We start from the raw sequence: 20,057 nt of genomic DNA, 5'->3' as shown, positions 1-20,057 counted from the left end.
TTAATTAACGGCAAATTATTCTAAGCTTGAAAGCTGAATTAATACTTATAAAAATAAGTGTTAATCCTTATAAAAATAAAAGATTCCCTTGGGCTGCTGTTTATCTTTTGGCTCTGTTTTTAAAAAAAAATCCACAGAGAGTTTGTGATAGCTACTTCAACCTGTTCCAAATATTGAGAAGTAAAAATGAATAGCCTTTTTGCTGAAATAATAGGGAATAAAAAGTGGGAAATGGTTGGCAGAACTTCAACTGCCAACCATTAACATCTAATCAGAACGAGCGATTCCAGCCCATATCCCAGAACCCGACTTCAAGTCGGGTGGCCTCCCGGAATGTCTGACAGAGAGATGTCATCCGGGCCTTGTTATAGCGGCTTGCTGCCAGTTTTTCCAGGGTTTCAACCTGTCCTATTGCGGATTCCAGGTACTCATCGCTGCCATAGGTTTCAATCCAGCTCAGGTAAGGGTTTCCTTCACGCAGGGTGGCGGGGTCATTAATCAGGCGTCGGCCAATTTCAGCGTAACCCACAGAGCAGGGTGACAGGGCCGTATAAAGGTCAAGAATATCTCCGGACATCCCCCGTTCAAGGACATAGCGGGTATAAGCCATGTTCGCCCGTGCTTCCGGTTGCCTGATCACATCCGCCTCGGTGAGTCCCCACTGTTTGCAGTAATTAAGGTGAAGACTCATTTCTGTATTCAGAGTGTTACCAGCAGAGGTGGCGGCTGCCCGCATATCCTCCAGATTATCGGCCTTGACCACCGCCAGTGAATAAGCCCGGGCAAAATGGATCAGGAACAGGTAATCCTGTTGAAGATAGTGCTGAAAGCTTTCCTGCGGCAGTGTGCCATCGGCAATTCCCTGAACAAAAGGGTGATGGCAGTAAGCTTGCCAGTCATCCGCACAGGAATCCTTTAGCCGGTAATAGAGTGTGTCAGGCGTATCGAAAATGGATGTGTCAATGCTCATTTTTAGACCCTTTTGGTAAAAAGCGGCTCATTATTGCAGCCGGGGCTTTCTGCATAAACCCAAGTGGATTTAAAATAGTGGCTTACTGAATAAACTGAGGAGTTAACGGGGATGTTAAGCCAGAAGATGCTGGATAAGCTGAACGAACAGGTTAATCTGGAATTTTATTCATCTAATCTCTACCTGCAGATGGCTGCCTGGTGTGAAGCCCAGGGACTCGATGGTTGCAACCAGTTTCTGCGCCGTCATGCCCAGGAAGAAATGCATCATATGCAGAAGTTGTTTGATTATGTCAACGAGACTGGAGCCATGGCGGTTTTGGGAGCCATCGAGGCACCTCCCCAAAGTTTTGAGTCTGTGCGGGATGTCTTTCAGCGCACCTATGAGCATGAGTGTGAAGTTACCCGAAAAATAAATGAGCTGGCAGATACTGCCTTTACAGAAAAGGATTACTCAACCTTTAATTTCCTTCAGTGGTATGTGGCTGAACAGCATGAAGAAGAGAAAGTCTTCAAAAGTACCCTGGACAAGATTGATATGATTGGCGTTGAGGGTAAGGGGCTGTACTTTATTGATAAGGAAATAGCCAAGCTGGCTATGGCTATGTCTCCAGTGGGTAATCCGTAAGGTGATAACGGGAAAATAGGGACTCCCCGCGTTCCCGGCGTCCTCGTCGGGAATGGGGCTAACCTATTGAAAAATGCACCTGTAAACTGGAAGAGTAATGAGAAAAATCATTTTGATTGTAATGGCTCTAATGGTTTCCGGCTGCACCTCACAGCCTGGCCATAGTATGGGCACATCGCTTCAATTGACCAGCTTTAAAGCGCTGACAGGTTGGAGTAATGAGCAAGCCAATGAGACCCGGCCGGTATTACTGAACAGTTGCAGAAAACTGAATAGACGTACGCTGACTGATAATTCTCCATGGGGGAGTTATAAGCAGTGGCAACAACTATGTGGTGAGTTGAGTGGGCTGCCAGAAGGGAAAGTAAAACAGTTTTTTGAGGATAACTTTCAGGTCTATCGGGTGGCTGTGAATCAACCGGGGTTGTTTACTGGCTATTACTCGCCTGTGTATCAAGGCCGTCTCCAGAAAGAGCCGGGATTTGAAACCCCATTGCTAAAGTTGCCAGAGGATCTGGTCACGGTAAAGCACAGGGGGGGGCAGGGAAAAGGTGAGCGTATTGCCGGAAAAAAAACAGGTGATTCACTGAAGCCTTATGATACCCGAGCCGAAATTGAAGAAAAAATAAGTACAGGCCGGGTTAAGCCAGAGCAGATACTGGTGTGGATACGCAGTCCAAGTGATAAGTTCTTTCTGCAAATTCAGGGATCAGGCAATGTTCAGCTAAAGGATGGCAGCCTGCTGCATGTGGCTTATGCGGGGAATAACGGGCATGGCTATGTTGCCATTGGCCGAGTGTTAAAGGAAAGGGGTGAATTACAGGAAGTATCACTGGCGACCATTAAAGAATGGTTGAATGCCCACCCTGATAAGCAAAGGGAGCTTTTTAACCAGAACCCACGGTATATCTTTTTCAGGGCAGCTAAAATGGGGGCTGTGACCGCTCAGGGTGTTCCGGCGACCCCTCATAGAACCCTGGCGGTGGACCCAAAGTATATCCCTTATGGTATTCCTGTATGGCTGGATACAAAATTAACCGCCTCCGGTGAGCCTTATCGAAAAATGATGGTGGCCCAGGATACCGGCAGTGCCATCAAAGGGCCGGTTCGCGGTGATATTTATATGGGAGTTGGTCCGGAGGCTGAACAACTGGCAGGCCCACAACAGTCTCCCGGCAAACTGTATGTAATAGTACCCAAGCGTCGTTAGCTCAGAAGGGAATGTTAATGGGGAATAGAAATCTATGTCCCCCTCGTTCCCAGCGTCAAAGACCATGGATGGTTTGAATGCAGAAAATGCAGGAGCCTGGGAACGAGTCTTTCCTTATTCCCTAGGCTAGCTCCAACACCTTATTAACCAGCTTTTCTATGCCTGTAGCCGCTTCACCAATGCTCTGAGCCAGCATATAAGCCGGGGTTGTCACCAGTTTTCGGGCTTCATCTACAACAATATCATCCACCGGGCAGTTCACATGTACAGCGCCGGTTTGTTCAATGGCTGATGCAGTGTCAGGGTCATTGCCAATGGTACAGCGAGCCCCTTCTGTATGGATTCTGCCTGTCAGGGCTGGAGCAATACAGATAAGCCCCATGGGTTTGCCTGCCTCGGCAAAGGCTTTGGCTACAGCCAGTACATCCACCTGAACACGAAGACCGGCACCATTCAATGCGAAATCTGAAAGATTTTTGGCGGCTCCAAAGCCTCCGGGAAGTATTAACGCATCATAGTCCTCTGGCTTTAATGCTTTGACAGGCTTGATATTTCCCCGGGCTATTCGAGCCGATTCAACCAGCACATTGCGGGTTTCCCCTGTATCTTCGCCAGTGATGTGGTTGATCACATGATGTTGATCCACATCCGGTGCATAGCATTGATAGCTGGCTCCAGCCTTATCAAGATACAGTAGTGTAATAACAGCTTCATGGATCTCTGAGCCATCAAAGACGCCGCTGCCGGATAATATAATTGCTACTTTTTTGACCATTAAATCCTGGCCTCCTTCCTTATTGATGTGGATGATAATGCACTATTTGTGTTTTGTTTTCATGTGGTTGAATGGATTAAGGGGATAAGCACTGATTTTATCAGTTAGATGGAAGTATGAATATTTTTAGCTTAATTATTTGTCTTTGCATGAACTTTTTGTCACTTGTTGGGTCATATTTTTGAATAACTATTTTTTGAGGTAATTGAATTTTATATTAATTATGGTAATTGAAGCTGATATGGGAAGGCGCTTTATATGATTTCAAAATTGACGAAAAAAATAATAGTAATAACATTTTTTGTTTTTTTTTATACACAAGTGTATGGGGATACTATTCCTGATGCCTATGCCAAAAATACCAGAAGTTATTTCAGTGAGTGGAAAGACTCTGTTTATGATCCTCTTCATAATTTTATAACCAGAAATGACGGATTTAATTTTTTGTTAGCTACCGCAACAGCGATATCATTGCCAACAACCTATCTACTGGCGAGTAAGGGGCTTTATAAATCTGCTGCAACATCTTTTTTAGGGGGGACTTTAGGTACCCTGATCAGTATGTATAATTATTCCGAGATAGCGATGTTAATTCCTGCAGTATCATGGAACCCCTTGAATTATTTTAGTACTGAAGACCCACCCCTTATTTATCCACTGGATGATCAGGATGAGGTTATTAGCCGTTCTATTGCTGATATTGCTTTAGTTATTCCACCTGCTGCAAGGAAGTCCGGGGCATGGATTTCAAATAATATTGCATGGTACTGGGATACTACATTTAACAGTGCTGATAATGTACATTTAGCTTCGACTTTATCAGAAGGGCTGCCCTTTATCGATATTAAACCTGTTTATCAGGGTTGGGGCCATTATATTTACACGGGGCTTTTTGGCGATGGGGCTGATAAGGCAAGAAGTTGGCTTAAAACGCTAAAGGCATTAGCGCAAGGTGTTCCAGATAAAAAAACACTGAGAATATTTTTCTCAAGATCCCTGGTTAATGGCTTGAATTTACAGGTACTGTTAATAGAGAAAGATGATGCAGGAAATATCATTGAAAGCAGTCCCAGGCTATCCGTTAAAATGGAGTGGCCAGAAAATGCGTACTCGATTCTGGATGAAATAGTTGCTGGAGGCTATGGAAGAGGTTATGCAAACGAGTCTGGTACAAAACATGGTGAAGGTTACACCGTCGTTTCAGTGTTTGATGAGGCTATTTTAGCAAAACTCACCCAGGTAATCAGTCAGTTTGTTAATGACCCGGGTTTAACGGAATTCGAGTTTGAGGGGGATTCTTTCTTACCTGTTGTTACCGTACCGAAACGCTTGAACCTAATGGCTCTGAGTTTAGCCCGGGGTGTTTGGATTTTTGATGACCAACGGTTTTCTGATCAGCCGGATACCAGAGAGCTGCTTATATCATTTGCCCAGCAGGATCACTGGGTTATCAGCCCTTCTAAATCAAAGGCAGAGAATAAGACTGATGAGATTATCAGGGATAACGATTTTAATGAGCGTGTTATAAAAAGGGTGGATGAACAAATTATCTATACTAAAAGCCGAAGTCCTGAGGAGTGGAGGGCGTTAGTCTGGCTAGCTTCATTTAAGCTTGCGAGAATGACTGACCCGTTAAAAAATCTGGTAGGTACTGTGGTGCCCTCATCAACCCTGATCCATTATCTTAACCTGGATTCCAGACCTATGTAATTGGTTAACAAAGCTAAGAAGCAGCCTTAAATAGCTTTATAGTGATAGCGAAAACAGGCGCTGATTTTCTGCCAATGTTTGCACAGAATGCAGGATGGTTGATATCTTCTGTATTAGCACTGGTAATAAGTACCCAGCCTTATGAAATCCTATATTTCTGACTGTGCTGACTATGACAGGGACGTCATACGCTTAGTTTTTTTTTGCTTTCTTGTTCTGCTCTTCAGTCGCCAAACCGTTGCGAATGTTTTCTCTATTTCTGATGCTTTGCTGGAGAGTGTTCGCAGGGAGTATGGCAAGGCTGCGGAAATCAGGATGCAAGACTGGAAAGCACTCTTAAATGATAATAACAATAAAAACCTGTCTGAAACTCACAAGCTGCGACTGGTTAACGACTTCTTTAATACCCAAAAATTTATTGATGATATTGATCACTGGGGCAAAGAGGATTTCTGGGCGACCCCGGTAGAGTTTTTGGCTAGTGGCGGGGGGGATTGTGAAGACTTTTCCGTGGCCAAGTATTTTACTTTGATCAAGTTGGGCATTCCTGATGAAAAATTGCGAATTACCTATGTTATGGCCCTTGAATATAAGCAGGCCCATATGGTTCTCAGTTATTTTGAGGCACCTGATACCGAGCCCCTTATTCTGGATAATCTGAATAAAATGATATTGCCTGCTGGCCGGAGGCGAGACTTAAAGCCAATTTACAATTTTAATGGTGATGGTCTCTGGGTTTCCCGTCAGCGAGGCAGTGGGAAGAGAGTGGGGCAGGCAGATGATATAAGCCGTTGGATGAAACTCAGAACCCGGTTTAAGGAAACGGTTACCAGTAAATTTTAAAAAAGTGATGACAGGGATGGGATCATGACACTACTCAGACAGCTGGCATTGAGCATGACAGGGCTACTGCTATTACTGTTTACCTGTAGTCTGATAATGAATATCAAGGATGCGCGAAGCTATCTTCAGACCCAGTTGAAATCCCATGCCCAGGATACGGCCACCTCCCTTGGTGTGGCTTTAGCCTCTACTCAAAAGGGTGATGTGGCAACCATTGACTCTATGGTTGATGCTGTCTTTGATCGTGGGTTTTATCGGGTTATCCGTTTTTCTGACCTGTCCGGAAATGTGCTGGTGAACAGTGAGCATCCATTGAATATAGAAGGAGTGCCCGAATGGTTTATTTCTATTGTAGCGTTGGACATACCGGAAGTTTCCACAGAGGTGAACCAGGGATGGGTGCCTTTCGGGGTGCTCTATGTGGCCAGTCATCCCGGTGATGCCTATAGAACATTGTGGTTGAAAACCCGTAATGAAAGCCTGCTTTTTAGCTTATGGTTGTTTATTGCCATTATTGGTTTGAACATATTTCTCAGGGTGGTATTACGGCCATTAAAAGCATTGGAAAAACAAGCGAATGCGATTTGTGATCGTCGTTTTGAAATACAGCCACAACTCCCGAGAACCAGGGATTTGCGTCAGGTTGTAGAAGCCATGAATAGAATGGCGGGGAAACTGGAAAAGCTATTTAATGAAAAGGTCATTCTAACCGAGGAACTACGCAGGCAGTCATTAAAGGATGCCTTAACCGGCATTTTAAATGAGCGGGCCTTTGAGAGTCAGGTCACGGAAACGCTCAGTGAGGAACGGGGAGAAGTGGGTGGCTCTTTTATTTTAATTAAGATCAGGGGGCTGGATGCGCATCATAGCAATAAGGGGCGTGACGCTGTTGATAAACTGCTGATTGACGTATCCAGTCGCTTGCGTGGAACCATAGAGCACTGGCCTGATGCTATTGTCGGACGTAAAACCCTTTCTGAATTTGTCATTTTCCTGCCTGCCTGTGGCATTGAAGAAAATAAGCGAATTACAGAAGGGTGTTTTCGTGCTTTGGCCTCGTTGCATTTCTTCGTTAGTAATGAGGGGGAGGATAAATTGCACCTGGCATCAGTCACCCACATTGGCCACTGTCAGTATCACGATTTGCTTGAGCAAGCATTTGTATTTTTGACAGATCTTGAGTTGCAGGGGAGAAATAGCTGGAAAGTCAAGGAAATAGGCAAAGCTGAGGAGCTGCCCTATTTGAGTTGGACGGAAGGGCAGTGGCAGGAGGCTTTACAGCATGTTTTGGTGAATGAGGATATTGAACTGTTTGGCCAGCAGGCCTTTGATCATCAGAAAAAGCCCTTGTTTTGTGAAGTACTGGCACGGTTGCGTCTGGATAATGAGCTTGCTTCGGCGCAAGCCTTTTTGCCAATGGTGGATCGGTTTGATCTGCATACTGATTTTGACCGGGCAGTTGTAAACTGTCTTTTACTCCATATGCAACGGTCAACAGAGCAAAGCTATTGTATCAACCTGTTCCCCCGTTCGATCATGGATGACGGTTTTTTCAACTGGCTCTGCCAACTGTTGTGGGAAAACCCTGCTATCAGTTCCCGCATCATAGTGGAAACCCCTGAGCGCATTTTGCTTCAGGACCGAGAACTGCTGGACTCTCGCATCAGAAAGTTAACAACGACGGGCTGCCATTTTTCTCTGGATCATTTTGGGGTATCAAGCCAGTCACTGAATAATCTTAATACGCTGGATGTCAGCTGTATAAAACTGGATAGTAGTTTTGTCAGGGGCATTGCAGATAATCAGGGGAATCAGTTTTATATTCGAACACTGGCTATGCTGGCCAGCAGCAGAGATATCACCTTGTTGGCACAGGGTATAGAAGATGAAGTGGAGTGGGCAAAGTTGAATGAACTGGGGGTACAGGGAGGGCAGGGGTATTACCTGGCCAAGCCGGTGAAGCTTATAGACTAAGAATTCTTAAGTCCCGCTTAACGCCTGACCTGAGTTCGACATAACAACTATTAAGCCACTTCAGTCGGCCTTGAGTGTTGAATTTTTAGGGATGGCTTCTTCTTTAATTGGTCATTAACCATCTCAATGATTGCCTGCCCCCTAACATAGTATTTTGCCAAAAGCAGGCAGGCTCCGGGATTTTATGTTTTTCCTGCGAGTTATAACCAGGTCAACATCATATTTTTCTTTTAAAAACTTATTATAACGAAGTGCCTGACTTTTTTCAAAGGTGGCGATGCTGGTTGAGTCAATATATAAAACGCCAGAGAAAGTGAACCATGGCTGTCTAAAATTGTAGAATCCGCCATCTGTACTATATTTGCAACATTATTAATTTTACTCATAATCAATCAACTCTAATTTAAATAGCCACTATTTGAAATAGTGAGGAAAAATGCTAAAGAAATATTTTTTTATTATTCTATTTTTTATGATGCAGATGGCAAACGCTACTTATAAAATTAAAATAAAACATCATCTTGATCATTGTTTTGATATTAATTTCATGGATTCTGTAAGTCAAAAAGAAAAGCGTAGAAAAGACCTTGTTGTTTTTATTCCATTAATTGATCACCAGCTTCAAAAAATAGACCAAAAGCAAGCTTCTGACTTCCTTCAAGGTGATTTTTTAACAAGAATATTTTTAGAACTGGATCAGTTATTTGCTTCCGGTTTTGATATGCAAAAACTTCTCAATATTCTTAATGAACATCTAGAAACCCTTCTAGGCGTTACTCCTTGCGAAGTTTTTTTAAATGCAGAAAAATATCACAGTACTTTTATTATTGAAGGCAGTGTTTTACAATACCTACGGTGGTTCCCAAACTATAAGATAGTCCATGAGTCTGACTTTTATGAAGAAATGGTGATGCTGGCAAATTATCCTCATGAAACGACAGTAGCAATAATGTTCCGATTTTATGACTGCCTAAAAGAACGAGATTTGGCACAATCAGCAAGATTAGTCTATCCCTATTTGATGCGAGATATATTATCAAAAGACATAAATTTTATGAATGGATTTGCCGAGCAAATAGCAGGCATATTTACTTACTATTACTTTCTATATTTAGACCAATGCCTATCAAATTCAAGACTCTCAAAAATACTAGGCTTGACATTGCCATTAAATGATATTGCAGAACTAACTTCGTATGAGGTTTTTTTAGAACAATGGTTTGTTGATAGTCTAGCAAAGGAAAATTGTATATTTTTAACTGATCAACTCCATAAGTCAGTAAAGAAAGAGCACTTATTTGCAAGATATATACTTCATTTAACTCTTGAAAATATTTTTAGAAATAAATTTAAATTGTCGCCTCAGAGCAGCATCAACCTTCTGCGTCTAACCGCTAGTATCATTTATCCTTCTTATCACAGGAGGTCAAGTGCAGTAATTCCAAAAAAAGATCCTGTATTCGTAGCAATGATAGAGGAGCCTCATATAAAACAGTGTATGGTTCTATCTGATGATTGGCAGGGTGTATCTTTAGATTTTTTAGATAATAAAGATAAAAAAACAATCATCACCGAAGAACTCTTCGAAAGAGGGGAGACAGCACAACCACTTGCTATCAGTTGGCAGCAACTTTCTGAAATAGAAGATAAAAATACCCATTCACCTCTGCAATACTCAAAACCAATGCAACCAAGGCTAGATAAAAAAGGGCTATTTAAAAAACAACAAAGGGAGGAAAAAAAGAAAGAAATACCTTTGCAGGTGGATGCGACAGTACTAGAACAGGAGTGGCACGAGTTTGTGCAAAATATAAATCAACTGAAAAATATTGAAAATTCTATTTATTATTTGGAGAACCTTTCCTCGCCTCTACAACAGAGAGGAGAGGAGTATATCCAAATATTAAAAAAATCTTGCCAAGAAAGATTTAAGCCTTCATCTAAAAAAAATAGAAAAAAACATACAGCAAGGCAACCTTTGACACCTGAATGTGAATTTAGCTACAGTCAGGGCCATCAGACAAAAAAAGCAACCTCAAAAAAAGATACCAATCCTAAACGGTCGCGTATTATAAAAGAAGATCGCAAAAAAGACACAGCAGCACCAATAGCTAAAACCAATGAGCTGCCGTTAAAGTCTCCGGCTATCAAGAAACAAACACCAGAAAAGCAAACAGAGATACCTGATTCAGGAAGTAATGACTTATCACTGAAAAATAATCTAGGAAATCAAGTAAATAAAATGCACCCACCTAAAGAAAACTCTCACTCTAAACACACCCGTACTTTACAGAAAAAAAGAGAAGGAATACCAGTAACAGCTTCTAAAAATAGAAAACACTCTATGCTCGAAGAACCTGATATAGGAGAAAAAACTGGTGGCACAACAGATATACCATACCCTCAAAACGCTGAAGGCATATATCAAGGAAAAAATAATAAAAATATCTCTCTCAAAAATTTTGAACACGAATCAGAATCTGAAACTTCTCATCTTTCAAACATGGCCGATAATGGAGAATCAAGTCAAGCAACATCAACAATAATAGAGGAAGACACTCACCTTTTACCTCTAGGGAAAAAAACTTTAGAACAAAGCACCCCTGAAAAGAAAAAAAAGAAAAAGGGGGAGAAAGGGGAGAAAGGGGAGAAAAGGGAGAAAAGGGAGAAAAGGGAGAAAAGGGAGAAAAGGGAGAAAACAAAAGCTTCAGAAGAAGAAAGTGTTACAAAAACACCTGATTGTTTCTCATCCTCAACTAAATTATCTCAACCTGACTTAGATGATAAATCAACGCGAATCAGTCAAAATCAAGGAAAAGAATCCTTGACAGAACAATTGATAAAAAAAATAGAAGAAATGGAGCTGCAAGAAAAAAGAAAAAGACAAAAAGAAATAAAAAGAATGGTGGATAAAGGTTTCTTTTATACCGGAAAAGGAAATATCATAGAATGCCATTGTTGTGGTTTACAAATAGATGTTGCCTCAACAAAACACTATTTTAAAGAACATGCTTTTCTTAGTCCTTATTGCTCTTTTTTAATGGAAAATAAGGGGTTTGAATATATATATCGCGTTCATAGAAAACTGGGTAGAAGTATTGATCCAATAAACTCTGATTATCAGGATCAACAGGCTAGGCTCAGTTCTTTTTCAGAAAAAACTGAAAATAAAAAGTTACTTGCAATGTCTGGTTTTTTTTATTCAAGCCAAGATAAAGTCATACGCTGCTACTTTTGTAATTTACAATTACCACAGCAAAACAGTTTTCAAGACGACTTATGGACTTTTCATGTTAAAAATGCTCCTTTTTGCCAGTTTGTTATTCAACATAAAGACTTTAGCTTTATTACCAATGCTTTTCATGACCTATTACCATCTACAACCACTACTCCAGATAATATTGAAATCAATGATAACCAACAGCACAGGCTGGCAGATGAAACGCTGGAAGCTGAAATGAGTAACTTATCAGTGACTGAGTTTTCAATGGAGGTTCCTCAAGATACTGCTTTAGCATCTCCCCCCCAAGTTGTAGAAATAGTAATGGAAGGTGATTGTTCATCTCACGAGCAAAAACAGGGGGCACAAAGTGGCATTCATTTAATGGAAAGAATTACCTTCGGTCATTGCCAAAGAATTCTAGAAAACCTGCTTAGTATCTCCAATTGCCAAGAAGAAAAAAAATTTATGACTGATATGCTCACAGAACTCGGTCAAAAAAAAACTGGTACAAGTCCGAAAGCACATGATTTATATCGATATTTGGTTATCCCGTTAAGAGCGGCATCATTGACATATAAAAATGCAGGACGTTTATTAATTTATATAGCATTTAGTAACCCCAATCTAATAACAATACCATCTGCAATCAAGTTTCATAGCATAAAAGCTGATTTTGACCTAGAGTTAGATGCGCACCTGCTTAGTGATTTTTTTGATCCTGCAATACTGGATATCATAGATGTATTTATAGATCAATATATATGTAATATAAAAGAAGAAAACAGAGAACCATTTTTGTATCACCTTACAAAATTTCCAGAAAATGTTGTATTCAAAACAGAAGGCAATCAAGAAGAAAGAACCTATCAAATAATTTATGATAAAATAAACTTAGAGCTTCTTCTAACCGCGATTTTACTTAGAACTGTTCAATTGCTATATGTTTCCCCTCCAACTGACAGTGAATCATGTGAAGCTTTTGACAGACAAATACAATCAGCTCGGCATATGATAATTCATATGTATACCTTAGTAAAAAAAGAACCATCGTTATTAAATTTATTTGCTAAACACGCAGATACGTTGTTACTAAACTTTGCTTATTTGCATTTTAATCTATCTGGAAATAAAACCTTCATGGGACTAGATCCAAGTTGTTTTATCTCTGGGTTTTGGGATCAGGCTGTAATGATTTTGCCCACTTTATTTATGGGGCTTGATCATAATGCGGTTGAGAAACAAATGGACAGGTATCGACTTGCTGTGAAAGAAGAGTTAGTTAACCCAGATGACAAAATCAATATAAATAAAATAATAGCAACGGAAATATTTTGGCAGGAATTTTATACTAACAAGAAACGTAGAAGCACCGAAAAACATCAAGAAATGCTAGGTAACTTGGACAGATTAACTTTTTTAAAATCAGGGGAAAAAGAACAGATAAGAAATTTAATCTATCGTTTCTTAAAGGAACCATACCCCGTTCTCCCAAAATAATCTTTACCCCCTCCCTTGACTCCAACATTTTACAGGGTCTCGCCAAAAAAAGAGATTGCTGAGGTAGCTCTTCAAACCCCGTTATGAATATGGCTGACTGGCGGAAAAGATAAGGTGAAGTGACGGTCTATATTCGTAGCTATGGCGAGAAGAGTTTCAACGCAGGATTTTTGTTCAGATAGCCAGCGCAATAGGGAGATTTAGAAAGACACTCGGTAGGACTGTCAGATGGACACAGCCACAGATTTGCCTATCTATCAGCTCACCTGCTGACTTCTCATTGCCGCTACCTGTCGATCAGAAATCAAAAGCAGTTTATGTTAGTGGCCATGTTCTTTCCCTAACGTGCTGTAAGTGGGCGCAGCCTGTGTCCTCATCCTTTGAGCGTTAAGTGGGATTTAGGGATTAAGAATCAAAGTGCAATACAGCTCCCCACTCTCGACAAACAAACACAAAATAAGATTTTAAATCAGCGATTGGTATTACTACTGTTATGGAGGATAATAGCTACCGGGCTCTGTATAGAGCTGACTGATGACGCTTTTACGGAATGAAAATATCATAGACAGACTTTACAGGCTTCAGGTGTAGTGGGCAGGTGAGGATATTATGGCTTTGGACGGTTTTAAAGAACGAATAAGAGTGGGTTTTGAAGTGGCCGGTAGCAAGGTAAAAAGCAAAATCCTGCTTTTTTTCCTGGCAGGCATACTGGTTTTGATCACAGCTCTTGGCATTTACTGGAGTATTGAGCCGGACCAGTTCTCTGTCCAGGGAAATGCTGAAAAAATAGCTGCATATCATGGCAATGAAGTGGTGACAGGGTATACCACCACTGCAACCCTGTACCGTATTTCCAATACATTGCTGACTAAGCCGGGCGGCTATTTACGCAACGATATCATGCCTCCCAGTGTGTTCATGGATAATATGCCTAATTGGGAATTGGGCGTACTTGTTCAGGTCAGGGACATGGCTCGCGCCCTTCGTAAAGACTTTAGCCGTTCCCAGTCCCAGTCCAAGGAAGACCGGGATCTGGCGGTGGCCGAACCCCAGTTTAACTTTGATGCTAAAAGCTGGATGTTGCCGGCCAGTGAGAAAGAATACCAGCGGGGTATCGATAAACTGGAAAGCTATATGAAACGGTTGCCCAATCAGCAAGACCCGGCCCAGTTCTATGCCAGAGCAGATAACCTCACCCGTTGGCTCACTGATGTGGAAACCCGCCTTGGTAGCTTGTCACAGCGCTTGAGTGCCAGTGTAGGCAAACGCCGGTTAAATACTGACCTGGCGGGTGATCCGGAAGCATCCCAGTCTACGGATATGGATGCTGTTGTGATGGTAAAAACACCCTGGCTGGAAATTGATGATGTCTTCTATGAAGCTCGAGGTACATCCTGGGCCTTAATTCATCTGCTTCGTGCCATTGAAATAGATTTCGGCGATGTGCTACGCAAAAAAAATGCCCTGATCAGCCTGAAGCAGATTATCCGGGAATTGGAAGCTACCCAGGATACTGTTTGGAGTCCAATGATTCTTAATGGTGATGGCTTTGGCTTCCTGGCCAACCACTCTCTGGTGATGGCGAACTACATATCCAGGGCCAATGCAGCGATTATTGACCTGCGTCGTCTGCTGGAAAAAGGCTAGTGCCACTAAGCGTTAATATCTATACAAGATAAGCGCCTCGTTCCCAGCGTCCTGAGGGTTTCGCGACAACCTCTCCTCGCCGGGAATGCATACGGGTGTTTCAACTTATTCAATAGCTGTATGGATATTCATGCTTCCGGGCCAGGGTTTCCCCTCCCCCTACAGAGATGTAAGAATGACTAAGTACAGCAGTAACAGTGATAGCCGGCTGGTTTACTCCACAGAAACCGGACGGGTTAAAGAAGAGAAAGTAAAAGATACTGTCCCCCAGGGCGATGGCAGCGTCAGGGTCAGGCCTGAAAAAAAAGGGCGTGGTGGCAAGGTGGTCACGGTGATTACTGGCCTGCCCATGACGGGAAATGACCTTAAGGCATTTGCCAAACAGCTGAAAAAACGCTGTGGCGGCGGAGGGGCAGTCAAGGATGGTAATATCGAACTCCAGGGCGACCATGTGGATATTATGGTGGATGTGCTGAAAAAGCAGGGCTATGATGCCAAGAGGTCAGGTGGATAAATCTAAATCGCGCCCAGCTAGGGGCTGTTGTTTGATGGAGCTGTGAAGGGCGTGCTTCAGCCATCGCTTCGCTTAATGAACACGTCAAGAATAAGCTGTTTTTAAACCCATCAAATATCCGGGTCAGATCAGGGAACTGTTGCCAAATACAGTAGTCAATAAATAATTCATTAATAACTGTAATGTGTTTGGCAGGTAGTATGTTCAAATCATTTTTTCTAGGCCGACGCTGGTGGCTTTGGTCTGTTCTTGGCAGCCTGGTTATTTTGGCCACCACCTATTTTCAGGTTCAACTGGATGTCAGGATTAATGAGTGGTATGGCGATTTTTATGACACGCTGCAACAGATTTTGACGCACCCCGGCAATGTTACTTTTTCTGAATTCCTTCAAAAGTGTCTGACATTTTCAACCATTGCTGCGATCTATATTGTGGTTGCAGTACTGATCAGTTTCTTTATACGCCATTATATTTTTCGCTGGCGAACAGCGATGAATGAGTTTTATATGATGAACTGGTCAAAGCTGCGGCATATTGAGGGAGCCTCCCAGCGGGTTCAGGAAGATACCATGCGTTTTGCCAGCCTGGTGGAAAGTATCGGTGTCAGTTTTATGCGTTCCGTATTCACCCTGATGGTGTTTGTACCAATACTAGCCCGGTTTAGTGAGCTTATTACTGAGCTTCCGTGGTTGGGATCTATTGATGACTCCCTGGTATGGATTGCCATTGTCTCTGCTTTTTCTGGTACAGTTCTGTTGGCCTTGATAGGAATTAAGTTGCCAGGTCTTGAATTTAATAATCAAAAAGTTGAAGCGGCCTATCGCAAGGAACTGGTTTTTGGGGAAGATTATGAAACCCGCGCCGAGCCTCCAACTATAAAAGAACTTTATGCCAATGTGCGCCGGAACTACTTTACGCTGTATAAGCACTATCTTTATTTTGATATAGCAAAATGGTCGTATATTCAGTTTTCAGTGATTGTTCCGTTAATTGCAATGGGGCCAACTATCATTGCCGGTGCTATTACTCTTGGTGTAATGCAGCAAGTACTGAATGCCTTTAACCGGGTAGAAAACTCATTCCAGTTTTTGGTGCACTCATGGAGTTCAATCATAGAGTTAATGTCAATTTATAAAAGACTTAGTGCCTTTGAATCACAAATTGACCCTGAGAACGGATCTTTTAACGGCCTTGGAGTGAGTAGAAAAGGTCATAACAATCAACCATAGAAACTAGTATTATACTTGCCGTTTTTTTTATTGGTCGAGAACCCTATCGTGAAGAAAGCTATTTGTTGGGGGGCTCTGGCGGCAGCTTTGCTGACAGGTTGTAGTACTATGAATGGAACCCTGCCCGAAGGCCGTTGGCAGGAAGTAACACCATCCATAGGCGATACACCGATGAGCTTTCAGGTGAAGGATGACCGGATATCAGCGTATGCCGGTTGCAATCAAATGATGGCTACCATGGAGATGGATGGAGACCGGCTTGTTATTGGTCATTTGGCTTCAACGTTGATGGCTTGTTATGGTCAGGATCGCAAGCGGGAAGAAGCGTTGCAAAACCTGTTGGGAGGTAACCCTCATGTTAAGTATGAGGGAGATGATACGTTGATTCTATCCAAGGGGGATCAGGAGTACCGGTTTAATAAACTGCCGTCACTGGAAGCGAGCAAAAAATAGCATTGCCTCAAAAAAGACACCGAGTTTATTGCTTCTTGCTCCCAGAGTCCCGGGACTGTCACAAATGGCATTAGCCCAATGACTTTTTTTTGGAACCACAAAGGTACAGAGGCTCGGTTTTTTTATACTTTTAAACGACAAGCATCCGTGTTTTTATGCCTCTGTGGTAAATCAAAATATCCTTCGTGATACCCTCAGGAACCTGGGAACGAGTCTAGCCATCAACCATTTGCTACCGTTTGCTTCAGTTCAGCCTTTTCCTGATCACTGAGAAAGGCAACAGCCAAACCATTTTCCTGACACTGACAGATATCTTTCTGGCTGAGTCCTGCCGCAGGAGCTGCTATTTCATATTCATGGGGTAACTCAATACCCTCAACAGCGGGATCATCGGTATTGAGTGTGGCTAAGACACCATGCTCGAGAAAGCGCTTTAAAGGATGGCTGGCAAGACTTTCGCAAGTACTGGTCTGGACATTGGAGGTGAGGCAGGACTCAATACCAATGTTGTGTTCTACGAGATAATCCATCAGCCTGGGGTCTTCAATGGCTTTAACACCATGACCAATCCGGGTTGCGCCCAGTTCCTTAATCGCTTGCCACATACTTTCGGCACCTGCGGCTTCACCGGCATGAACAGTGACATGAAGGCCTGCATCGTGAACCTGTTTGAAGTGTCCGGTAAAGAGCTCGCCAGGCTTGCCCAGTTCGTCACCTGCCAGGTCGATGGCAACCAGTTTGTCTTTAAACGCCAGACAGGCATCCAGTTCAACCTGGCAGGCCTCCTGACCAAAGGTGCGGCTCATAATACCGATCAGGTTGGTTTTAATACCAAAATCCCGGCTACCGGCAGTGACGCCATCAATGATAGCTTCTACGACGCCCTGAGGATTGAGCCGATGAGCCATGGCCATATAGGAAGGGCTGAAGCGCAACTCGGCGTAATCAATGCCAGCTTTCATGGCATCTTCAACATTTTCATAGGCAATCTGACGACAAGCGTCGTAATCAGCAAGGACTGCCACACCCCAGTCCAGTTTTTTCAGGAAACTTACCAGGTCTGGTTCATTGGAAACAACCTGAACATGGGGGACCAGGTCCTGCAATGTGGCAGCGGGTAGTTCCAGATTATGCTTTTGCCCCAGTTCCAAAATGGTGGCAGGGCGAATATTACCGTCAAGGTGACGGTGAAGGTCTGTCAGAGGAATTGACTTATTGATCATTGTGTTATTAATGTAAATCCATAGAAAGAGTGTCATAACCCTGGATTCAGCAGCTGGCCGCTCCATTATCTCAACACACATTTGCAGTGAGTAAATGGTCCCCTGCGGTTTCTAAAAAACACCAACATGCTCTGCTGCGCTTCACCTTTTACCAAGGGCTGTACGCCCATTAGCTGTAAGTTGCGCCTTGCTGAGCATGCTGGATTTTTTCAGAAAATCCGCATCCGGCTGTTGAATCAGGGGGAATTGACGTCCTAAAAAACAACGCGTTCCAGGTGTATTAATTAAAATGCTTAAAGCGTTGAATCAGTCCATTAGTGGAAGAGTCCTGATCTGTTACTTCTTCGGTGGCCTTGATGCGATCAAAGACACGGTTGCCTAGCACCTTGCCCAACTCTACGCCCCACTGGTCAAAGGAGTTGACCTGCCACAGGACACCTTGAACAAAGACTTTCTGTTCATACAGGGCGATCAGTGCACCTGCAGTTTCTGGTGTTATTTTTTCAGGTACGATCATGCTATTAGGGCGATTGCCCGGAATCACTTTATGAGCTGCCAGTTGTTCAACTTTATCAGCGCTCATACCCGCGGCAGTGAGTTCATCCCGAACTTCTTCCTGGGTTTTGCCCTGCATCATAGCCTGGCTTTGGGCCAGGGCGTTAGCGAACAGCCAGGGGTGCTGGTCTTCAATAGGGTTATGGGTGGTTGCTGGTGCAATAAAGTCTACAGGGATCAGACGGGTGCCCTGGTGCAGCAATTGGTGGTAAGCATGCTGGTCATTGGTTCCTGTTCCCCCCCAGATAACAGCGCCGGTTTGATAGTCAACTGTGGAACCATCGTTGCGGACACGCTTGCCATTACTTTCCATATCTACCTGTTGAAGATGGCCTGGAAGGTCTCTCAGGAAGTGGTCATAGGAAATCACGGCATGGGATTCCGCACCAAAGTAGTTCTGGTACCAGACACCCAGCATGCCCAGAATAACAGGCATATTCCGGGGCAGAGGTGCTTGCTGGAAATGCTTGTCCATTTCCCATGCACCTTTTAACAGGCGTTCAAAATTATCATAGCCCACCACCAGGCTGATCATCAGGCCAATGCTGGACCAGAGGGAGTAACGGCCACCCACCCAGTCCCACAGTGGCAGGGTGTTTTCCTGGGCAATACCGAACTGGTCGATGGCGGTCAGGTTTGTGGATATCGCAACAAAGTGCTTGCGGATATCACCTTCGGCACAGCCCTGTTCCAGCATCCAGCGACGGGCAGCCTGGGCATTTTGCAGGGTTTCCAGGGTGCTAAAGGACTTGGAAGCCACAATAAACAGGGTGGTTTCAGCATCGACCTTGCGCAGCACTTCAGATAGTTCATTAGGGTCGATATTGGCTACATAATGGTGATCAAGACCTTCCTTGTGATAAGGGGTCATGGCATTAATGGCTGTTTTCAGACCAAGGTAAGAGCCACCAATACCAATATTGACAACATGACGAATGGTCTTGCCAGTATGGCCTTTCCACTCACCGGAGTGAATGCTTTCAGTCAGTGACTTCATGCGCTCACGGGTTTCGCGAATCATTGGCATCACATCCTGCCCATCCACCATAACCGGGTCATCACCGAAGTTACGAAGGGCAGAGTGCAGTACTGCACGGTTTTCTGTGTTGTTGATTTTTTCGCCGGAAAATTGGGCTTTGATTGCCGCGGGCAGGCCTGCTTGCTCAGCCATTTTCACCAGGTCAGCCATGACTTCATCATCAATCAGGTGCTTGGAGTAATCCAGAAACAGGCCGGCAGCCTCAAGGCTGTATTTATCAAAGCGGTGGGAATCTTCAGCAAACAGGTCGCGCAGGTGGGTGTTTGCCATTTTCTCTTGCAGACTGGCGAGGTTTGCAGATGCAGGGTATTGACCCAGGGGGGAGGGACGAGACACGTTGTTACCTCTAGTTTTGCAGAAAGTCCTAACTCGGATACTTCATAAACATTCTCCTATTCTGGCATAGGACTTTGCTGCTCCGAGTAAGTTTTACGTGGGCTTCGAGCATGTTTATGAAATATCCGGGCTAAGGATTGGAAAAATATCCAGGGATTGTAAGGTTAAGGCAGGAGTCTGGCAATTATAAGGTGTAATAGGGAGGTATTACTTCATATAAGAAATGATTATT

14 protein-coding genes are annotated in these 20,057 nt (G+C 43.3%); 10 read left to right on the top strand and 4 right to left on the bottom strand.

Annotated elements, in window-relative coordinates:
* Window positions 1–271: 271 nt before the first annotated feature.
* On the bottom strand, window positions 272–970 hold the full coding sequence (gene tenA, locus MJ595_RS02520; protein ID WP_263080941.1) for a thiaminase II: 699 nt from the start codon (window positions 968–970) through the stop codon (window positions 272–274).
* 111 nt (window positions 971–1,081) lie between these two features.
* Between tenA and ftnA the strand changes: the two genes are divergently transcribed.
* On the top strand, window positions 1,082–1,597 hold the full coding sequence (ftnA, locus tag MJ595_RS02515) for a non-heme ferritin (RefSeq protein ID WP_263080940.1): 516 nt from the start codon (window positions 1,082–1,084) through the stop codon (window positions 1,595–1,597).
* 97 nt (window positions 1,598–1,694) lie between these two features.
* Complete coding sequence (locus MJ595_RS02510) at window positions 1,695–2,807, top strand: MltA domain-containing protein (protein WP_263080939.1); 1,113 nt, start codon at window positions 1,695–1,697, stop codon at window positions 2,805–2,807.
* A 121-nt stretch (window positions 2,808–2,928) separates the two neighbouring features.
* Here MJ595_RS02510 and elbB read toward each other — a convergent pair whose 3' ends face one another.
* The gene (gene elbB, locus MJ595_RS02505; protein WP_263080938.1) at window positions 2,929–3,582 is read right to left on the bottom strand and encodes an isoprenoid biosynthesis glyoxalase ElbB; all 654 of its coding nucleotides are present in this window, start codon (window positions 3,580–3,582) and stop codon (window positions 2,929–2,931) included.
* A 321-nt stretch (window positions 3,583–3,903) separates the two neighbouring features.
* On the opposite strand from elbB, the gene MJ595_RS02500 reads away from it, so the two are divergent.
* The 8 genes from MJ595_RS02500 to MJ595_RS02465 all read left to right on the top strand — a co-directional run bounded on the left by MJ595_RS02500 (window position 3,904) and on the right by MJ595_RS02465 (window position 16,672).
* Window positions 3,904–5,292 carry a hypothetical protein gene (locus MJ595_RS02500; protein WP_263080936.1) on the top strand — a complete coding sequence of 463 codons (1,389 nt, stop codon included), beginning with the start codon at window positions 3,904–3,906 and terminating at the stop codon, window positions 5,290–5,292.
* 141 nt (window positions 5,293–5,433) lie between these two features.
* On the top strand, window positions 5,434–6,135 hold the full coding sequence (locus MJ595_RS02495; RefSeq protein WP_263080935.1) for a transglutaminase-like cysteine peptidase: 702 nt from the start codon (window positions 5,434–5,436) through the stop codon (window positions 6,133–6,135).
* 24 nt (window positions 6,136–6,159) lie between these two features.
* Complete coding sequence (locus MJ595_RS02490; protein ID WP_263080934.1) at window positions 6,160–8,109, top strand: EAL domain-containing protein; 1,950 nt, start codon at window positions 6,160–6,162, stop codon at window positions 8,107–8,109.
* Between the two features lie 472 nt (window positions 8,110–8,581).
* A complete protein-coding gene (locus MJ595_RS02485) occupies window positions 8,582–12,829 on the top strand; it encodes a hypothetical protein (RefSeq protein ID WP_263080933.1) in 4,248 nt (1,415 codons plus the stop codon).
* 609 nt (window positions 12,830–13,438) lie between these two features.
* A complete protein-coding gene (locus MJ595_RS02480) occupies window positions 13,439–14,476 on the top strand; it encodes a DUF2333 family protein (protein ID WP_263080931.1) in 1,038 nt (345 codons plus the stop codon).
* A gap of 175 nt (window positions 14,477–14,651) precedes the next feature.
* Window positions 14,652–14,990, top strand: coding sequence for a stress response translation initiation inhibitor YciH (yciH, locus tag MJ595_RS02475; RefSeq protein WP_263080930.1), 339 nt, complete (start codon window positions 14,652–14,654; stop codon window positions 14,988–14,990).
* Between the two features lie 200 nt (window positions 14,991–15,190).
* Window positions 15,191–16,219 (top strand): putative transporter, encoded by a 1,029-nt coding sequence (locus MJ595_RS02470; protein WP_263080928.1) that lies wholly within the window; start codon window positions 15,191–15,193, stop codon window positions 16,217–16,219.
* Between the two features lie 108 nt (window positions 16,220–16,327).
* A complete protein-coding gene (locus MJ595_RS02465) occupies window positions 16,328–16,672 on the top strand; it encodes an META domain-containing protein (RefSeq protein ID WP_263080926.1) in 345 nt (114 codons plus the stop codon).
* A 221-nt stretch (window positions 16,673–16,893) separates the two neighbouring features.
* On the opposite strand, the gene add is transcribed toward MJ595_RS02465, so the two are convergent.
* Both add and pgi read right to left on the bottom strand, forming a co-directional pair.
* A complete protein-coding gene (add, locus tag MJ595_RS02460; protein ID WP_263080925.1) occupies window positions 16,894–17,961 on the bottom strand; it encodes an adenosine deaminase in 1,068 nt (355 codons plus the stop codon).
* Window positions 17,962–18,175: 214 nt separating this feature from the next.
* Window positions 18,176–19,825 carry a glucose-6-phosphate isomerase gene (gene pgi / locus MJ595_RS02455; protein WP_263080924.1) on the bottom strand — a complete coding sequence of 550 codons (1,650 nt, stop codon included), beginning with the start codon at window positions 19,823–19,825 and terminating at the stop codon, window positions 18,176–18,178.
* Between the last annotated feature and the right edge of the window lie 232 nt (window positions 19,826–20,057).

The organism is Endozoicomonas sp. Mp262 (assembly GCF_025643335.1).
In the GTDB taxonomy this organism is placed as follows: Bacteria; Pseudomonadota; Gammaproteobacteria; order Pseudomonadales; family Endozoicomonadaceae; genus Endonucleibacter.
This window is presented reverse-complemented; position numbering and strand designations above follow the sequence as displayed.